Source organism: Polaromonas sp. P4_F9, from assembly GCF_056401235.1.
Genome location: NZ_JBFUJT010000013.1, coordinates 1 through 14,259, shown reverse-complemented (window position 1 = coordinate 14,259; position 14,259 = coordinate 1). Strand labels below are relative to the sequence as shown.

Below are 14,259 nucleotides of genomic sequence, written 5' to 3'. Positions count from 1 at the left end.
GTTTCAATCCGGGGGCTTGCCAGAACTTTGCTTGGCCCCGGCTTTCGGGCGCCGTGCCGGCGCTGCGTTCGCTGCGGGGCTCAGGCGGCTGAATTGCGCCAGCAGCCACTGTGCGAGTTCAAACTCCACACCTTGCAGTTCACTCGACCCCAGCCATATCAACCCATATTGACTGCCGTCAGGGTCAAAGCCAGCGGGTGCCGCCAGGCTTCCCCGTTCCACATCGTCAACGGCGAGTACGAGCGGACTGAGGGCTACACCCAGGCCCGCAGCCGCGGCTTCGACAATCAGGGAGTGATGGTCGTAGTACCGGATCTCCGTGGGTCGATGCGCTGACGGATGGGTCTTCAGCCATTGCGCCCACGCGTCAGGCCGGGTCTTCGACCCGAGAGCGAGATAGTCGCCGTGTTCGAACCTCGGCACCAATTCCGGCCTCATGACAGGCCCAACCTTTTCGGGAAAAAGGGTCCGGACGTTCCACGTTTCGGGCACAGCGAAGTCTAGCCGTCGAATCGCGAGGTCGACCTGATTCTTGCGAAAGTCCACAAGCCCTCCACCCACGGAGAGGTGCAGGGCAATGTCCGGATGCGCCGCTTGAAAACTCCCCAGCCGTGGAATGAGCCAACGCGCTGCAACTGAAGGCTCGCAAGAGAGCACCAGGGCGGTCTTCCCGGCACGGGTGGCGCGCAGGCTTTGCACGGTGGCGCCCAGCTCGCCGAAAAACCTGCCGAGGGTGAGGTTGAGTGTCTCGCCGGCCGGCGTGAGCCGCAGGCCTCGCCCGTTCTTTTCAAACAAGCTGACCCCGATGTCATTCGCGAGTTTGGTGATGCGGCGGCTGACGGCGCCGTGCGTGAGCGCAAGCGAGTCTGCCGCAAGCCGGACCGAGCCCAGCCGCGCTGTGGCTTCGAATGCTCGCAGGTCATCGAGCGAGGGAATGTCTGAACGATCCATTGGTGACAATATATCACCGGTATCCCTCAGAAACTATCGCTTTTCATAGCTTGATGAGGTTTTGATAATTGATGCATGCGCACCAATCACCACCCCAGCATAGCGATCCTAGCCGACGACCTGACCAGCGCGGCAGATGGCGCGGCACCTTTCGTTGCCCGCGGCCTGACGGCGGCTATCGGAAGGGGCCAGCTTCCGCGCCAGGCGGCAGCGGTGGTCGCAGTCGACAGCGGTTCGCGGTCCGCGACTTCGTCGCAAGCATTCGAGCGGGTCGCTCGATTGACCGGCCAGCTTGCCAGCCGCGCAGTGCTCTACAAAACGGTGGACTCCACGCTGCGCGGCCACATCGCGCAGGAGCTTGAAGCATGCTTTGCGGCGAGCGGCCGCAAATCCATGGTGTTTGCACCGGCCTTCCCCCAAGCCGGGCGTACGACGGTGGGCGGCATCCAGCTCGTTGACGGCATACCGGTCTCGGAGAGTTCGTATGGCCATGACCCCGTGCATCCCGCGCGGCATTCCGCGCTGGCCGACCTGGTCCCGAAGCGCATCAGGAATGTCACGCTGCTCGATGCGCTAACGCAGGAAGAACTCGATTCGCAGATTGCTTCCATCGAGGAGCCGGAGTCGGTCCTCTGGGTTGGCTCTCCCGGGATGGCTGCGGCGCTGTCGCGGCGTTTTGCGCCGGCGAAGACCCCGGCGCCATCGATCGATGGCATCAGCAGCGATGTTCTGGTCGTCATCGGGAGCGCGAACCTGCGCAGTCACATACAGGCCGACCAACTCCAGGAGACCGGCGGCGTCATGCTGCTGCGCGGACCCAGGACGCGCGAGCGGGACCCGGCCGCGGTGCTGCGCCGTATTGCGCAAGACGCGGCGGGGCAGCTTCAAGACCCACGCTTCGGCGCGCTGGTCGCCACCGGCGGCGACACGATGGAAGCCGTCCTGGACCTTCTCAATGTCCGTGAGTTCGAGATTCTGCAAGAACTCGATCCTGGATTCCCGCTGGGTCGCGCCAGGCTTGGCGATGGGCGCTCGCTCCTGCTCGCCATGAAGGCCGGTGGCTTTGGCGGCGATGACGCCCTGGAGCGCGCCGTCGCGCGGATACGTGGAGCAACCCAAACCTTATGAACGGATTCACTGTGAAGAATATTTCCCCCCCGCTTGCCCTGACCATGGGCGACGCATCCGGCATTGGGCCGGAGATCGTGGCGAAGCTACTTGCGAAGGGCGGCGAACGCGTCGTCGTTTTCGGCAGCCATGTCGTCATGCAGGACGCCGTGCGCCGGCTCGGGCTGAACATCGAGGTGCGGCGCATCAAAGCGCCCGATGCGGCCCAGTTCCAGCCGCGGGTCATTGAAGTCATCGAGACCACCCGGATTACCGAGCCGCCGCCCATCGGGCAGATCAGCGCGATCTCCGGGCAGGCCGCTTTCGATGCCATCGTTGCAGCCATCGCGGCGGCGAAGTCCGGAGAAGTGAGCGGCGTCGTCACGGCGCCGATCAACAAGGAGGCGATGGCCAGCGCGGGAATCCGCTACCCCGGCCATACGGAAATTCTGGCCGACTACGGCGGCGCCGAGCGCGTGGCGATGATGCTCGCGAACGACGACATCCGCACGGTGCTTGTCACGATCCACACGTCGCTGCGCAAAGCGATCGAACAAGGCGATTTCGACGCTCAGGTATCGGCCATCCGGCTTGCCCACGAGGGCGGGAAGGCTCTCGGCTTCGCGGCCCCGCGTGTCGCCGTGGCGGGTCTTAACCCGCACGCAGGTGAAGGCGGCCTCTTCGGGGACGAGGAGATCAGGATCATCCGGCCCGCAATCGACGCGGCCCGAGCCGAGGGCATCGATGCCACCGGCCCCTATCCGGGCGATACGGTCTTCATGCAGGCGCGCCAGGGCCGGTTCGACGTTGTCGTGGCCCAGTACCACGATCAGGGGCTGATCCCTGTGAAGTACCTCGGGCTGGAAAAAGGCGTGAACATCACGCTGGGCCTGCCCTTCGTCCGCACCAGCCCGGATCACGGCACGGCATTCGACATCGCGGGCAAGGGTGTCGCAGACCACGCAAGCCTGGAAACGGCGCTTGCCTACGCAAAGCGCCTCGTCGCCGCGCAAACCAAAACGAACTAATTCAAAAGGAAGCACCATCATGGGTCTACGTTTCATCTTCATGCTTACGCGCAACGACCGCACGGTTCCGGACGCGTCGCAGCAACTTCAGACTGCGCTCAGCCTCGGCGTGCGGCACATGGGGTTCAAGGACATCGGCTTGCCAATCGAGCAACTGAAGGGCCTCAATGCGGCCATCAAGGCGGGCGGGGCAACCTCCTATCTGGAAGTTGTGTCGCTGGACCGCGAAAGCGAAATTGTGTCGGCAAAGGCGGCCGCCGAAATCGGCGTTGACGTTCTTCTGGGTGGCACGCGCGTCGACGACGTGCTGCCGATCCTGAAGGGCACCAGCATCCAATACTTCCCGTTCCCCGGCCGGATTACCGGCCACCCGAGCGTGCTGGAAGGCAGCATCGAGGAAATTGTCGAAAGTGCCAAGGCGATCACAGCGAAAGATGGCGTGCATGGCCTGGACTTGTTGGCATACCGCTCGGCGGAAAACGTGCCCGACTTGATGAAGGCCGTTTGCGCGGCAGTCTCCAAACCTGTCTTCATGGCGGGTTCGATCGATACCCCTGAACGAATTGCCGTCGTCCAGAATGCCGGCGCAGCGGGTTTTACGATCGGGACCGCGGCTTTGGACGGCAAATACCCGGCCAACGGGAAGGACGTGCCAAGCCAGCTCACCGCCATCATTCGCGACGTCGCGGCCCTGAACAAACACCTTTCGCCGATTCGCAAGAAGAACCTGTCAACTGCGCCTGCCGGCGAAGCCGAGGGCCAGGTCAACAACCTGCAATTCAGGGTTGCCAGGTTCGAGGGAAGCTCTCCCTGGTCATTTCGGCAGCACGACGATGAACTGTTCTTTGTTCATCGGGGACGCCTGCTTATGAGGTTTCGCGACCGTGAAGAGATTGTCGAGACGGGAGAGTTCATCGTCGTACCGCATGGCGTTGAGCACTGTGCGGTGGCTTTGGACGGGGAGGCGTCTGAAGTGTTGCTGGCAAGTACGGCTGCGGGGCCAGTGCCAGGCAGATGTTGCGCTTGAGCGCGTGCGGAGTCATGCATCCAGCCAGACGTGTTCGGCGAACGTATAGCCCATCATTCCGCCGAGCGGGATCGGCGTCAGCCCCTTGAGCTTCTTGCTGTGGCCGTCGATGTTCGACATGAAGAACGGGATGCCGATGCCGCTTCCCTCGTGGATCATCACCTGCATGTCGGCGTACATCTGCGCGCGCTTTGCAGTGTCGGGCTCGCCGCGCGCGGCGACGAGCAGCTGGTCGAACTGCTCGCTCTTCCACGCCGATTCGTTCCACGGCGCATCGGACTTGAAGAAGGACGTGAGGAGGACGTCGGCGCTGGGGCGCGGGTTCACCGCGCCGAATCCCACCGGGTGCTTCATCCAGTGCTGCGACCAGTAGCCGTCCGCCGGCATGCGGCGCACGTCGAGGTTCATGCCGATCTGCTTGGCCGCGTACTGCAGCACCAGGCCGATCTCGACCGAGCTGGTCGCGGCAGGCGACACCACCAGGGGCACCACCGTGCTGCCGATGCCTGATTTCTGGAAGTGGAACTTCGCCATGTCGGGGTCGTACGCCCGCTGCTTGAGGCCCTTGAAGTAGAAGCGGTTGCTGGGGTCGATGGGTTGGTCGTTGGCCACCACCCCGCGGCCGATCATGATCGACTTGAGCATCTGCTCACGGTTGAACAGGTACTTGAGCGCCTTCACGAAGTCCGGGTTGTTGCCGGGCGAGCTGTCCAGGCGAACCACCATGTCCGTGTAGGTGCCGGCCTTCGTCTCGAAGATCGCATGTTTGTCGGTGGCGGTGATGCGATCAATCGAGCGCGGGTTCACCGATCCGACCAGGTCCAATTCACCTGACAGCAGTGCATTGATGCGCGCCGATTCATCGCCGATTCCCACGTATTCGATCTCGTCGACGTACGGCCGGTTCGGTTTCCAGTAGTTGTCGTTGCGGATGGCTACAGAGCGCACGCCGGGCTTGAATTCCTTGACCTTGTAGGGCCCCGTGCCGATGCCGGCGTTGAAATCGCTTGTGCCGTCCTTGACGATGTGGAAGTGATACGTGCCCAGGACCACCGGCAGGTCCGCGTTCGGCGTTGCGAGGCGGATCGTCACTTCATTCGGACCGGTGGCGGTCACCTCGTCAATGGGGTCGGCCAGCACCTTGGCCTTCGAGGCCGTCGCGGGGTTCTTGTGGCGCATGATCGAGAAGATCACGTCTTGCGGCGTCAGCGGCTTGCCGTCGTGGAAGGTCACGCCCTTGCGCAGCTTGAAGACCCAGGTTTTCGCGTCCTTGGTCGTGAACTCCTCGGCCAGGGACGGCTGCGGCGTCAGGCTGCCGTCCAGGTACGTGAGCCCGTTGTAGAACATGAACCCGCGGATGTAGTCGGTGTGGTTCGACTGTTTCGCCGGGTCGAGCGTGTCGTTCACAGCGGCGGTGGCGCCCGCCACCTTGATGCGCCCGCCCTTCTTCGGCGTTTCGGCGGCGTGCGCGTTGCTCGCCGCCGTTGCAATGCCGACCGCAAGCGCGGCCTGCATGCCGCCGGCCATCAGCATCGTGAGGACGTCGCGCCGGCTCGCCCCACGCTTCAACGCGTCGTGGATGCGCGTGCTGTCTGCGGGTCCGATCAATAGGTCGAGCTCTTTGCGTTCGTTCATGTCATGTCTCCGGTAGGGTTGGAGGGTGGGAGGGATCAGTAAGGCGCGAGTATCTTGTTCCTAGACGGTGATCTGGGCTTCCTTCACCATGACTTTCCAGCGATCGATTTCCTGCTGCATGAACACGTTCACGCGCGCAAGCGACATGTCGGGCATCAAAGGGGTTCCCTGTTCTTCGAACTGCTTGGCCAGGGCGGCATTCTTGCGGCCTGCCGCGAGTCCTTCGTGCAGGCGGGTGACGATCTCCATGGGTGTGCCCGCAGGCGCCCAGAGACCGCTCCAGGTCGTGGTGTCGAACTCCTGCTTCAGGATTTCCGCCAACGTCGGAACCTCGGGCGCGACCGCGAGGCGCTTGCTGCCGGTCGCGCCCAAAGCGCGCAGCCGGCCGGATCGGACAAGCGGGCCGACGACGGACCAGGAATCGACCGCGAAAGTGATCCGGCCTGCCATCACCTCGGACATCACGCCTTGCGATCCCTGCTTGAACGGCACGTGCAGGAGGTTGGGCACGCCGAGGCGGTTGGCCAGCAGCTTGCAGGTGAGGTGACTATTCGCACCCACGCCGTTCGAGCCGTAGCTGATGCGATCGGGAGTCGCCCTGGTGCGGGTGGCGAGGTCCTGGAATGTGCGGATGTCGCTGTCCCCACTGACCACCAGGAAGGTGGGTACGGTAGTCGTCACCGCAACGGGCAGGAAATCGCGCGTGGGCTGGTAGGAAAGGTCCGGGTAGATCAAGGGCGCGATGGCCCACGTGGTGGCCGTGCTGTAGAGAAGCGTGTACCCATCGGGTGTGGAGCGTGCGACCGCTGTGGCCCCGATGTTGCCGCCGGCGCCCGCCCGATTGTCGACGATGACCGACGCGCCGCCCAGCTGCTTGCCGATCACTTCGCCCCATGTTCTTGCGGCGATGTCCGTGCTGCTGCCCGGGCCGAACGGAACGATCAGCTTGATGGGGTGACTGGGGTAACGATCTTGCGCCATCGCAAGTCGGGGCCTGAGGACACCGCTTGCGAGCAGGGGCAGGCTGGACAGGGCACTCAAGAATTTTCTACGGGTGGCATGCATGGTCTGTTGTCCTTCGTGGATGGCTCGGGGGCATGTGCGCCCATTCAACCGCAGAACTTGCGCATGGCACGCAGCCAGCTGCCGCCGAGCAGGGCCTTCACATCGTCCTCCGAATAGCCGCGGTCGAACAGGCCTTGGGTCAGGTTCGGAAGCTTGCGCACCGACTCGACGCCGATCGGATACGACTGGCGGCCGAAAGCGGACAGCGGCCCGAAGATATCGGGACGGCGGGTACGCCAGGTCACGACGCTCGGCGGGGCCACCACGGTTCCGGCTTCCTGGAAGGCCTCGACATAGTCCATCCCGATGCCGACGTGGTTTACGCCCACCAGCTTGACGAAGTGGTCCAGATGGTTGAGCAGGTCGTCGAGGGTTGGCGTCTCGTCGGCCAGCGACTGCGGCAGGCCGCAAACGCCGATCATTCCGCCCTTGGCCGCCATCGCCTTGACGGTGGCGTCCGTCGTGTTGCGACCATTGCTGCGCAGTTCGTCGCTGTTCGAGTGGGTGCAAACGGGTGCCCGTGCCAGCGCCGCCGCTTCGGCCCGGGTGCGGTGGCCGCAGTGCGACAAGTCGAGCATCAGCGGCAGGGTATTGACCAGGGAGATCAGTTCCTCGCCCAGATAAGTGAGGCCCGCGTCGCGCTTCTCGCCGCAGCCGTCGCCGAGCGCGTTGGCCGTGGTGTAGGCCAGGCCCAGGAAGCGCAGGCCCATCCGGGTCATGGCTTCAATGCGCCAGAACTGGTCCTGGTCCTCGATCATGCTGGCACCTTGGGTGCCGATCACGATGCCGAGTTTGCCTTTCTGCTTGGCGACGAGAACGTCGTCGGCCGTCTTGCACAGCATCAGCAGCGGACTCTTGTCGATCTTGGCCAGGTGGCGCTCGAAGTTCTGCAGCGTCTTGTCCCAGTTCTCCTCCAACGCGAAGGTCACGTTGGCGGCATTGACCCCCCCCTCGATCGCGCGTCGGGTGAACTTCTCATCGAGCACATAGGCGATCGCCAACCCGTCGAATACGAGGTTGCTCTCATGGAAACGGCGTGCCCTGTCGTCGGCGACAAGGGATTCTGCGGGGTGGACGGTCACTGACATCGGTAAAGCTCCAGGAAGTATCTTGGGAAATGCGTCAGGCAATTGCCTGCGCAGCGGTGGAGGCGGGCGCCCATGAGGACACCGGCTGGACGGCAAAGCGTCGAATATGGAAAGGCTCGATCGGCGTGCTGGTGGCGCCCGTGGCTATCAGTTCAGCCATCACGTCGCCGACCCCGGGGCCGAGCTGGAAGCCGTGGCCGCAGAAGCCGAAGGCGTAGTACAGGCCGCTGACCCGGCCGCTGGGGCCCATGACTGGCAGATCGTCGCGCATGTAGCCCTCGATGCCGCTCCAGGTGCGCAGCACCTGCAGCTTGCCAAGCGCCGGCGCAAGGCGACGCAGCTCGCGCAACTGGAGCAGGGTGTTCTCCGGCAGCACGTAGGCTCGCTTCAGGTCCGGGTACGCGGGGCCCCGCAGGCCACCGCCGAATACGATATTCCCGCGCTTGACCTGGCGGAAGTAAACCACCTCATGGTGTACCTTGGTCGACACGCCCACCACCGGGATGATTCCGTAGGGCACCGGCTCGGTCACGCCCATAGTGGGTCCCTGTGGCGTCATCGGCACGGGCTCGCCAAAGGCGGCGGACAGCTTGTCGCCCCAGGCGCCCGCGCAAATCAGGGCGCACGGCGCGCGGAAGGTCCGGCCGTCGGCTGTCTGCACGCGGAAGTCCTCGCCGTCCTTGTCGACAGCAATTACTTCGCAGTTCTCTATCACCTGCGCCCCCGCGCGCGCTGCCGCTCGACCGAAAGCCGGAGCCGCCAGCCGTGGATTTGCGTGGCCGTCGTTCGGCGAATAGGAGCCGCAGATGACCTCGGGGCCAAAAAAGGGGAAGCGGCGGCGGAACTCGCTTCCGCCGACAATTTCAAGGTCCAGGCCCCAGCCGCGCGCGTCGCTGGCATATTTCTCGACCACCTCCGCCTGCGCCTCGTCGTACACGCCACGCACATGGCCTGTCACCAGGAACTCGGCGTCGTCGCCGAGCAGTTCCTTCATCTGGCCCCACACTGCCCGCGAGCGATGTGCCAGTGGCAGTTGCGGCAGGTAGCGGCCCTGGCGCCGCACGTTGCCGAAGTTGACGCCGCTGGCCTGCTGGCCGACCAGGCCGCGTTCCAGCAGGATTACCGAGCGGCCGCGCTTGCGCAGGAAGAATGCGCTGGCCGCGCCCATCAGGCCGCCGCCGACGATGATGACGTCGGCCTTCAGGTTTTCAGGCATTGACGCCTCCCGGGTTCTCGAGCGCCGCCATCGGCAACGGCTTGACGGGTGCCTGGCCGCGCAGGCGGCCGACCCTCTCGATCGGAATGCCGGCGGCGTGCGCCACCACCTCGGCCGCCGCGTGGCCGCAGAAGCGGCCCTGGCAGCGGCCCATGCCGACCCGGCTGAAGGCCTTGGCGCGGTTCATTTCGCTGCCGCCCATCTCGTTGACCACGCGCCGCAGTTCTCCGGCCGTGATCGTTTCGCAGCGGCAGACGACTGCCGAATCGGGCAGAGCGGCCGCCTGGGCATGGGGCCAGGGGAAGGCCTTGATCAGGCCGCGGCGGAAGCGGTCCATCTTGTCCAGCGTGCGCCGCAGTGCCGGCATCGGGTCCGGCGATGTCGGCCGTCCCAGATCGGACATCACGGCGAGCGCCGCCAGGCGACCCGCCGCTTCTGCGCCATCGGCGCCGAGAATGCGCGCTCCGTCGCCGGCGAGGTAGACACCTGCAGTCGTGCTGCGTCCATCGCTGTCGATCTTCGGAAACCACTGGCGCGACTCGCTGTCGAACCGGAATTCGCAGCGCGCCAGATCGGCCAGCTGGCTTTCCGCGCGCAGGTGGTAGCCCAGGGCAATGGCGTCGCAGTCGAAGTGCAGTTCGCTGCCGTCGCCCTTGCGCACCGTCACCCCCTGGACACCCGTTGCTGCTGCACCGGTGATGCGCAGCGGCGTGACACCGCTGTGCATGGCGACACCGGCCTTGCGCAGGACGCGGTTCAGCGCCATTCCCTTGAGCAGCAGGCCGGGCCTGGCCGCCAGGGCGGGCAAGGCTCGCAGCCGCTCGGAAAACGGCGATGTGTCGAGCACGGCAAGCACCGTGGCACCGGCCTGGACATACTGCGAGGCGACCAGGTACAGCAGCGGCCCGGTCCCCATGAAGACGACCCGCCGGCCGATGGCGCAGGCCTGCGACTTCAGCGCGATCTGGGATGCACCCAGGCTGTAGCATCCGGCGAGGTTCCAGCCCTCGACCGGCATCAACCGGTCGGTGGCGCCGCTGCACACAACCAATGCGTCGAATGGCAGCGTGGAGGTCTGGTTGCCGTCATGCAGCACGTGCAGCTTGTTCGCCGTCACGTTCCAGGCCAGCGTTTCGGGCCGGTAATCCACCTTGGGCCGGATGGCCTCGAAACTGCGATGCAGGTCTTCGGCCTTCTTCGCCTCGCTGCCGTACAGCTTGGCATATGGACGTTTGAAGCCCTCGGGTTGGCGCCGGTAGATCTGGCCTCCATCGCGCCGGCCTTCGTCGACAACGGTCGGAATCAGGCCTGCCTCGACCAGGGCCTCGGCGCAGCGCACGCCGGCGGGGCCGGTACCGACGACGATCACGCGCGGTTGGGCCATGTCACCTCCAGCGGTTCGGTGCAGACGCGCAATCCTTCGCGCACCACGGTTGTGCAGGCGCGCAGGCGCTCGCCGCTTTCGGTCCAGACCCAGCAGTCTTGGCAGGCGCCCATCAGGCAAAAACCGGAACGCACGCCATCGCCAAACTCGGAATGCCGCAGGTGAGCAATGTTGCCGAGCAGGGCGACGAGCAAGGTGTCGCCCTCGAGGGCGGCGATCGGCTTGCCGTCGGCGATCAGTTGCACCGAGGGGCGAGCCGTTTCAGCCAGCCGGATGAAGCGGCCGGCCGTCATTTGCTTGTTCCGCCGCAGCGGCAATTGGATGGATTCATGCTGTCGATTCTGGACAGGACGGCCCGCTCGCGCCAATATCAAGTGTTTGGAAATACCAAACCTTTGGTTATACTGTGGCGCATGAACGCCCGCCAGCTCGAAGTATTTCGCGCCGTCATGCGCAACCGCTCTCTCACCGCCGCCGCCGAGGCGCTTCATGTTTCGCAACCGGCGGTCAGCAAGTTGCTGCGGCACTTCGAAACACAGATCGGGTACTCGCTGTTCGAGCGCCTCGGTGGCCGGCTGGTACCGACTGCGGAGGCACAGCTGCTGTACCACGACGCGGACCGGATCTTTCGCGAGATCGAAGTCCTTAAGGGCCTGTCGGACCGCATCCGCGACAAGCAGCTCGGTTTGCTCCGCGTGGGCGCGAGTGCGCCGGCGACTTTCGCCTTGCTCCCGTACGCCACGGAGCGCTTCCGCCAGCGCAATCCCGGGCTGCGCGTCGTGCTGCAGACGCTTTCTGCCGAGGCCATCGACGAACACATCCTGCTGGGCGACATCGATCTCGGCGTGAGCATGCGCTGGTCTGCCGAGGCGCAGTTGCGGTGCGAGTCCCTGGGCAAAGCCGGGATCGTGGCGCTGATGCGGCCGGATTCGCCGCTGGCCGGTCTTGAGGTTGTGACGCCGGCTGATCTGCTCGGACACGCTCTGATCAGCTACGGCGCGCAAACGCCCATGGGCAAGTTGGTTGAGCAGGCATTCCGCGAGGCGGATGTGCCGCCACAGGTGCAGATCGAAGTATCCATGTCGATCGCTGCCTTCTCGCTGGTGCAGCACGGCCTGGGAATTGCGTTGGTGGACGGGCTGGTCCCATGGCGCAACTTCGGCGACTTGGTGGTACGCCCGTTCCGCCCGGAAGTCGTGATGGAGATCGTCCTGTCGCGCAGTGGGCTGCGGCCGCAGACCCGGCACGGTCGTGAATACGCGCGCGACCTGCGCGCCGCCGTCGCGGCGTTGTCGAGCCGGGCTTGACCGAAGCGGTATCGGACCGCGACTTTATGCAGTTAAATACATGTTTCGCCGTTATTAATACAAGGCTGACATGAATTACCGCCAGATCGAGTGCTTCCGCGCCGTCATGCACACAGGCTCGATGACGCTTGCCGCCGCGCAGCTACACACGTCGCAGCCGAACGTAAGCCGGGCCATCGCGCTGCTGCAGCGCGAGACGCAACTGAATCTGTTCGAACGTGTCGGGCAGCGTGTGGTCCCCACGCCTGAAGCGCAAGCGCTGCTGAAGGAAGTGGACCGCGTTTACGTGGGGCTGCAGTCCATCGGTGCGGCGGCGGACCGCATCCGCACGCTGGGAGTCGAAGGCTTGCGAATCGCCGTATCACCCGGCATCAGCATCAGCCCGGTGCCGCGCATCCTGCAAGTCTTTCGCGGACTGCGCCCGCGCGTGCCAGTCGTGGTCCACACGGCCGACTCCGCGACGATCTGCAAGTGGGTGTCGTCCGGCTATTACGAGCTCGGCCTGGTCGGCTACGTTGCGCTGCCGCAGGAGGTCGACACCGAGCTCGTGTATTCGGAGCGCGCCGTGTGCATCGTGCCGCGGGGGCACCGGCTGGGGCGCAAGCGCAAGGTCGGTCCTTCGGATTTGGCCGGCGAGTCGTTCATATCGTTTGCGTCCCCGGACGTGATGCGCGCGGCCATCGACCGTGTCTTCGATCCCGAGGTGCGCAGGCTGGAGATCGAAACTTCGCTGGCGACGGCGGCCTGCGCGATGGTGGCGCGGGGCCTGGGCGTCAGCATCGTGGATCCGGCGATGCTGAGCGAGCTTGCGCTCACGGGCGTGCATGCGCTGGAGTTCGAGCCGGCAATCCACTTCAACTGCCACGTGGTGCGTGCCCGCCAGCAGCCGGCGCAGGCGCTCGTCGCGGACTTCCTCGAGGCCGTGCGCATCGCGGTGGGCGGCCCCGAAAACATCGCTCGCAAGAAGGTCAGCCGATCGCCTGGGTGACCAGGGCCCAGCCGCCCTGGGCAGGCCCCCGCCCCGGCACGCGGCCACGGACCATGATGGTCCCGCCGCCGGCGCGCGGCAGCCCCAGGCTCTCCAGCCATGGCGACAAACCGCTCATGGCGTAAACGTCGACGCGCACGAACCCCTCGGTGTGACGGCAGCAATCGGAGATCAACACGCGTGCGGCATCGAAATCCGGCGCCGCCACCGGCCCGACGAGATGCCCGTGGCCAAAGCGGCGAAGCACAGCGAAGCCGGCGGCTTGGCCGCCGCGGTCGAGAACAACCGTCCTTTCCTGGGCGAACAAGCGGCAAAGCAGCTCGCCGCGCGGCATGCCCGCGCCACGGGCGTCCATCGCGATCAGAGATTCGACATCGGCATCTGCCAGCGGCCGCAGGCGGTCGCCTTCACGCCCCGCCAGCGCCGGCAAGGCCGCAAGCACGCCCTGGTGCTGGTCGAGTTCGCCTGTGGGGACAAATCCCAGGCGCTCATACAGGCCGCGGCCTGCCACGGTCGCGTGCAGCAGCACGTCTCGTGGGGACAGGTGATCGAGCAAGGTCTCCATCATGCGATTGCCGATGCGCTGGCCCTGCAGTTCGGGCGCGACGATCACCAGGCCGATGGTGGCGTAGTTCCCAAATTGCCAGGACAGTGCGGTGCCCAATACCTTCCCGTCGCGTTCGGCGACCACGCCTTGCCCTAGCGACAACGCAAACTGCCAGTCCTCGATCCGATGCGGCCAATTGAAGGTGCTGGATAAGGCGTGCGCGGCCGGCAGGTCACCTGGCTCGAACGGGCGCAGGCGGGCGGCATCGGCTGTGGCTGTGGCTGTGGCTGTGGCTGTGGCTTCGGGGTGCTTGACTGGGATGGTGGTGGGGGCGGATGTCATGCGGTCGAGTATCGGTATGCAGGCCCATGCAGTCCAATAAAAATTCCAGAGCTATTCATTCAGATTTGATATGCCGGCCCCACAGACTGCAGACCCGCGGTAGGTGCTGCCCGCATCCTTTTGGCCTACCAGGTCAGTACATATCAATCTTGTATGAATATAGTCAAAACTTATATTTGACCGCATGAAGCGGCGTTCCGATACTCCGGGACATCAAGTCATTCCGATGACTCCAACCAACCCGACGCCCCTAACCATGACCACACAATTGCCCGCGCCTTTGGCCCCAGTGCATGTGGGCTTGATCGTCGAACGCCTCAAAGCCGCCGGCCGTCTGGATCGCCTTTTCATAGACGGTGAGTGGGTCCTGCCCTCAGGGCAATCCCGAGCCAGCGTCATCGACCCGTCGACCGAGGAGCCCGTCGCGCAGATCGCGTTGGGAACCGCGGAGGACGTCGCAACAGCTGTGGCTGCGGCCCGCTCCGCCTTCGCGAGCTGGTCCACCAGTTCCGCCGAAAGCCGGGCCTCGCTGCTCGGCCGCATCCATGCCTTGATCCTCGAACGGGCCGAACTG

The 14,259-nt window shown here is 65.0% G+C and carries 14 protein-coding genes; 6 read left to right on the top strand and 8 right to left on the bottom strand.

Annotated elements, in window-relative coordinates; all coding sequences use genetic code 11:
• Positions 1 to 3 precede the first annotated feature (3 nt).
• Positions 4 to 951: a LysR family transcriptional regulator gene (locus tag AC1DUB_RS12975; protein ID WP_477729833.1), complete on the bottom strand. Its 948-nt coding sequence runs from the start codon at positions 949 to 951 to the stop codon at positions 4 to 6.
• Positions 952 to 1,026: 75 nt separating this feature from the next.
• On the opposite strand from AC1DUB_RS12975, the gene AC1DUB_RS12970 reads away from it, so the two are divergent.
• Genes AC1DUB_RS12970 through AC1DUB_RS12960 form a run of 3 tightly spaced genes read left to right on the top strand, consistent with a single transcriptional unit; the run spans position 1,027 to position 4,113 of the window.
• Positions 1,027 to 2,079, top strand: coding sequence for a four-carbon acid sugar kinase family protein (locus tag AC1DUB_RS12970; RefSeq protein WP_477729832.1), 1,053 nt, complete (start codon positions 1,027 to 1,029; stop codon positions 2,077 to 2,079).
• Entirely contained in the window at positions 2,076 to 3,086 is a 1,011-nt protein-coding gene (gene pdxA / locus AC1DUB_RS12965) for a 4-hydroxythreonine-4-phosphate dehydrogenase PdxA (protein ID WP_477729831.1), read from the top strand. The genes AC1DUB_RS12970 and pdxA overlap by 4 nt, the downstream gene beginning before the upstream one ends.
• A 19-nt stretch (positions 3,087 to 3,105) precedes the next feature.
• Positions 3,106 to 4,113, top strand: coding sequence for a cupin domain-containing protein (locus tag AC1DUB_RS12960; protein WP_477729830.1), 1,008 nt, complete (start codon positions 3,106 to 3,108; stop codon positions 4,111 to 4,113).
• Positions 4,114 to 4,125: 12 nt separating this feature from the next.
• Here the strand turns inward: AC1DUB_RS12960 and AC1DUB_RS12955 are convergent, their stop codons facing one another.
• From AC1DUB_RS12955 to AC1DUB_RS12930, 6 genes are read right to left on the bottom strand one after another with little or no spacing between them, the layout of a single operon-like run.
• Positions 4,126 to 5,748 (bottom strand): ABC transporter substrate-binding protein, encoded by a 1,623-nt coding sequence (locus AC1DUB_RS12955; RefSeq protein ID WP_477729829.1) that lies wholly within the window; start codon positions 5,746 to 5,748, stop codon positions 4,126 to 4,128.
• Positions 5,749 to 5,808: 60 nt separating this feature from the next.
• The gene (locus AC1DUB_RS12950; protein WP_477722032.1) at positions 5,809 to 6,813 is read right to left on the bottom strand and encodes a Bug family tripartite tricarboxylate transporter substrate binding protein; all 1,005 of its coding nucleotides are present in this window, start codon (positions 6,811 to 6,813) and stop codon (positions 5,809 to 5,811) included.
• Between the two features lie 44 nt (positions 6,814 to 6,857).
• Positions 6,858 to 7,901 (bottom strand): membrane dipeptidase, encoded by a 1,044-nt coding sequence (locus AC1DUB_RS12945; protein WP_477722031.1) that lies wholly within the window; start codon positions 7,899 to 7,901, stop codon positions 6,858 to 6,860.
• Between the two features lie 34 nt (positions 7,902 to 7,935).
• Positions 7,936 to 9,117: an NAD(P)/FAD-dependent oxidoreductase gene (locus tag AC1DUB_RS12940; RefSeq protein WP_477722030.1), complete on the bottom strand. Its 1,182-nt coding sequence runs from the start codon at positions 9,115 to 9,117 to the stop codon at positions 7,936 to 7,938.
• Positions 9,110 to 10,501 carry an FAD/NAD(P)-dependent oxidoreductase gene (locus AC1DUB_RS12935; protein WP_477722029.1) on the bottom strand — a complete coding sequence of 464 codons (1,392 nt, stop codon included), beginning with the start codon at positions 10,499 to 10,501 and terminating at the stop codon, positions 9,110 to 9,112. The genes AC1DUB_RS12940 and AC1DUB_RS12935 overlap by 8 nt, the downstream gene beginning before the upstream one ends.
• On the bottom strand, positions 10,483 to 10,794 hold the full coding sequence (locus tag AC1DUB_RS12930; RefSeq protein WP_477722028.1) for a (2Fe-2S)-binding protein: 312 nt from the start codon (positions 10,792 to 10,794) through the stop codon (positions 10,483 to 10,485). The genes AC1DUB_RS12935 and AC1DUB_RS12930 overlap by 19 nt, the downstream gene beginning before the upstream one ends.
• Positions 10,795 to 10,830: 36 nt before the next feature.
• On the opposite strand from AC1DUB_RS12930, the gene AC1DUB_RS12925 reads away from it, so the two are divergent.
• Positions 10,831 to 11,808 (top strand): LysR family transcriptional regulator, encoded by a 978-nt coding sequence (locus AC1DUB_RS12925; RefSeq protein ID WP_477729828.1) that lies wholly within the window; start codon positions 10,831 to 10,833, stop codon positions 11,806 to 11,808.
• A 70-nt stretch (positions 11,809 to 11,878) separates the two neighbouring features.
• Positions 11,879 to 12,796 (top strand): LysR substrate-binding domain-containing protein, encoded by a 918-nt coding sequence (locus AC1DUB_RS12920; RefSeq protein WP_477729827.1) that lies wholly within the window; start codon positions 11,879 to 11,881, stop codon positions 12,794 to 12,796.
• Here the strand turns inward: AC1DUB_RS12920 and AC1DUB_RS12915 are convergent.
• The gene (locus tag AC1DUB_RS12915) at positions 12,777 to 13,685 is read right to left on the bottom strand and encodes a GNAT family N-acetyltransferase (protein ID WP_477729826.1); all 909 of its coding nucleotides are present in this window, start codon (positions 13,683 to 13,685) and stop codon (positions 12,777 to 12,779) included. The two genes, AC1DUB_RS12920 and AC1DUB_RS12915, sit on opposite strands and share 20 nt — an antisense overlap.
• Positions 13,686 to 13,941: 256 nt before the next feature.
• Between AC1DUB_RS12915 and AC1DUB_RS12910 the strand changes: the two genes are divergently transcribed.
• Positions 13,942 to 14,259 (top strand): aldehyde dehydrogenase family protein (locus tag AC1DUB_RS12910; protein WP_477729825.1); only part of this gene is annotated, 318 nt, incomplete at its 3' end.

Bases quoted from the DNA above. Each gene is read 5' to 3' on its own strand.
- AC1DUB_RS12975 (WP_477729833.1), bottom strand. From the start codon at position 951: ATGGATCGTTCAGACATTCCCTCGCTCGATGACCTGCGAGCATTCGAA.
- AC1DUB_RS12970 (WP_477729832.1), top strand. From the start codon at position 1,027: ATGCGCACCAATCACCACCCCAGCATAGCGATCCTAGCCGACGACCTG.
- pdxA (WP_477729831.1), top strand. From the start codon at position 2,076: ATGAACGGATTCACTGTGAAGAATATTTCCCCCCCGCTTGCCCTGACC.
- AC1DUB_RS12960 (WP_477729830.1), top strand. From the start codon at position 3,106: ATGGGTCTACGTTTCATCTTCATGCTTACGCGCAACGACCGCACGGTT.
- AC1DUB_RS12955 (WP_477729829.1), bottom strand. From the start codon at position 5,748: ATGAACGAACGCAAAGAGCTCGACCTATTGATCGGACCCGCAGACAGC.
- AC1DUB_RS12950 (WP_477722032.1), bottom strand. From the start codon at position 6,813: ATGCATGCCACCCGTAGAAAATTCTTGAGTGCCCTGTCCAGCCTGCCC.
- AC1DUB_RS12945 (WP_477722031.1), bottom strand. From the start codon at position 7,901: ATGTCAGTGACCGTCCACCCCGCAGAATCCCTTGTCGCCGACGACAGG.
- AC1DUB_RS12940 (WP_477722030.1), bottom strand. From the start codon at position 9,117: ATGCCTGAAAACCTGAAGGCCGACGTCATCATCGTCGGCGGCGGCCTG.
- AC1DUB_RS12935 (WP_477722029.1), bottom strand. From the start codon at position 10,501: ATGGCCCAACCGCGCGTGATCGTCGTCGGTACCGGCCCCGCCGGCGTG.
- AC1DUB_RS12930 (WP_477722028.1), bottom strand. From the start codon at position 10,794: ATGACGGCCGGCCGCTTCATCCGGCTGGCTGAAACGGCTCGCCCCTCG.
- AC1DUB_RS12925 (WP_477729828.1), top strand. From the start codon at position 10,831: ATGCTGTCGATTCTGGACAGGACGGCCCGCTCGCGCCAATATCAAGTG.
- AC1DUB_RS12920 (WP_477729827.1), top strand. From the start codon at position 11,879: ATGAATTACCGCCAGATCGAGTGCTTCCGCGCCGTCATGCACACAGGC.
- AC1DUB_RS12915 (WP_477729826.1), bottom strand. From the start codon at position 13,685: ATGACATCCGCCCCCACCACCATCCCAGTCAAGCACCCCGAAGCCACA.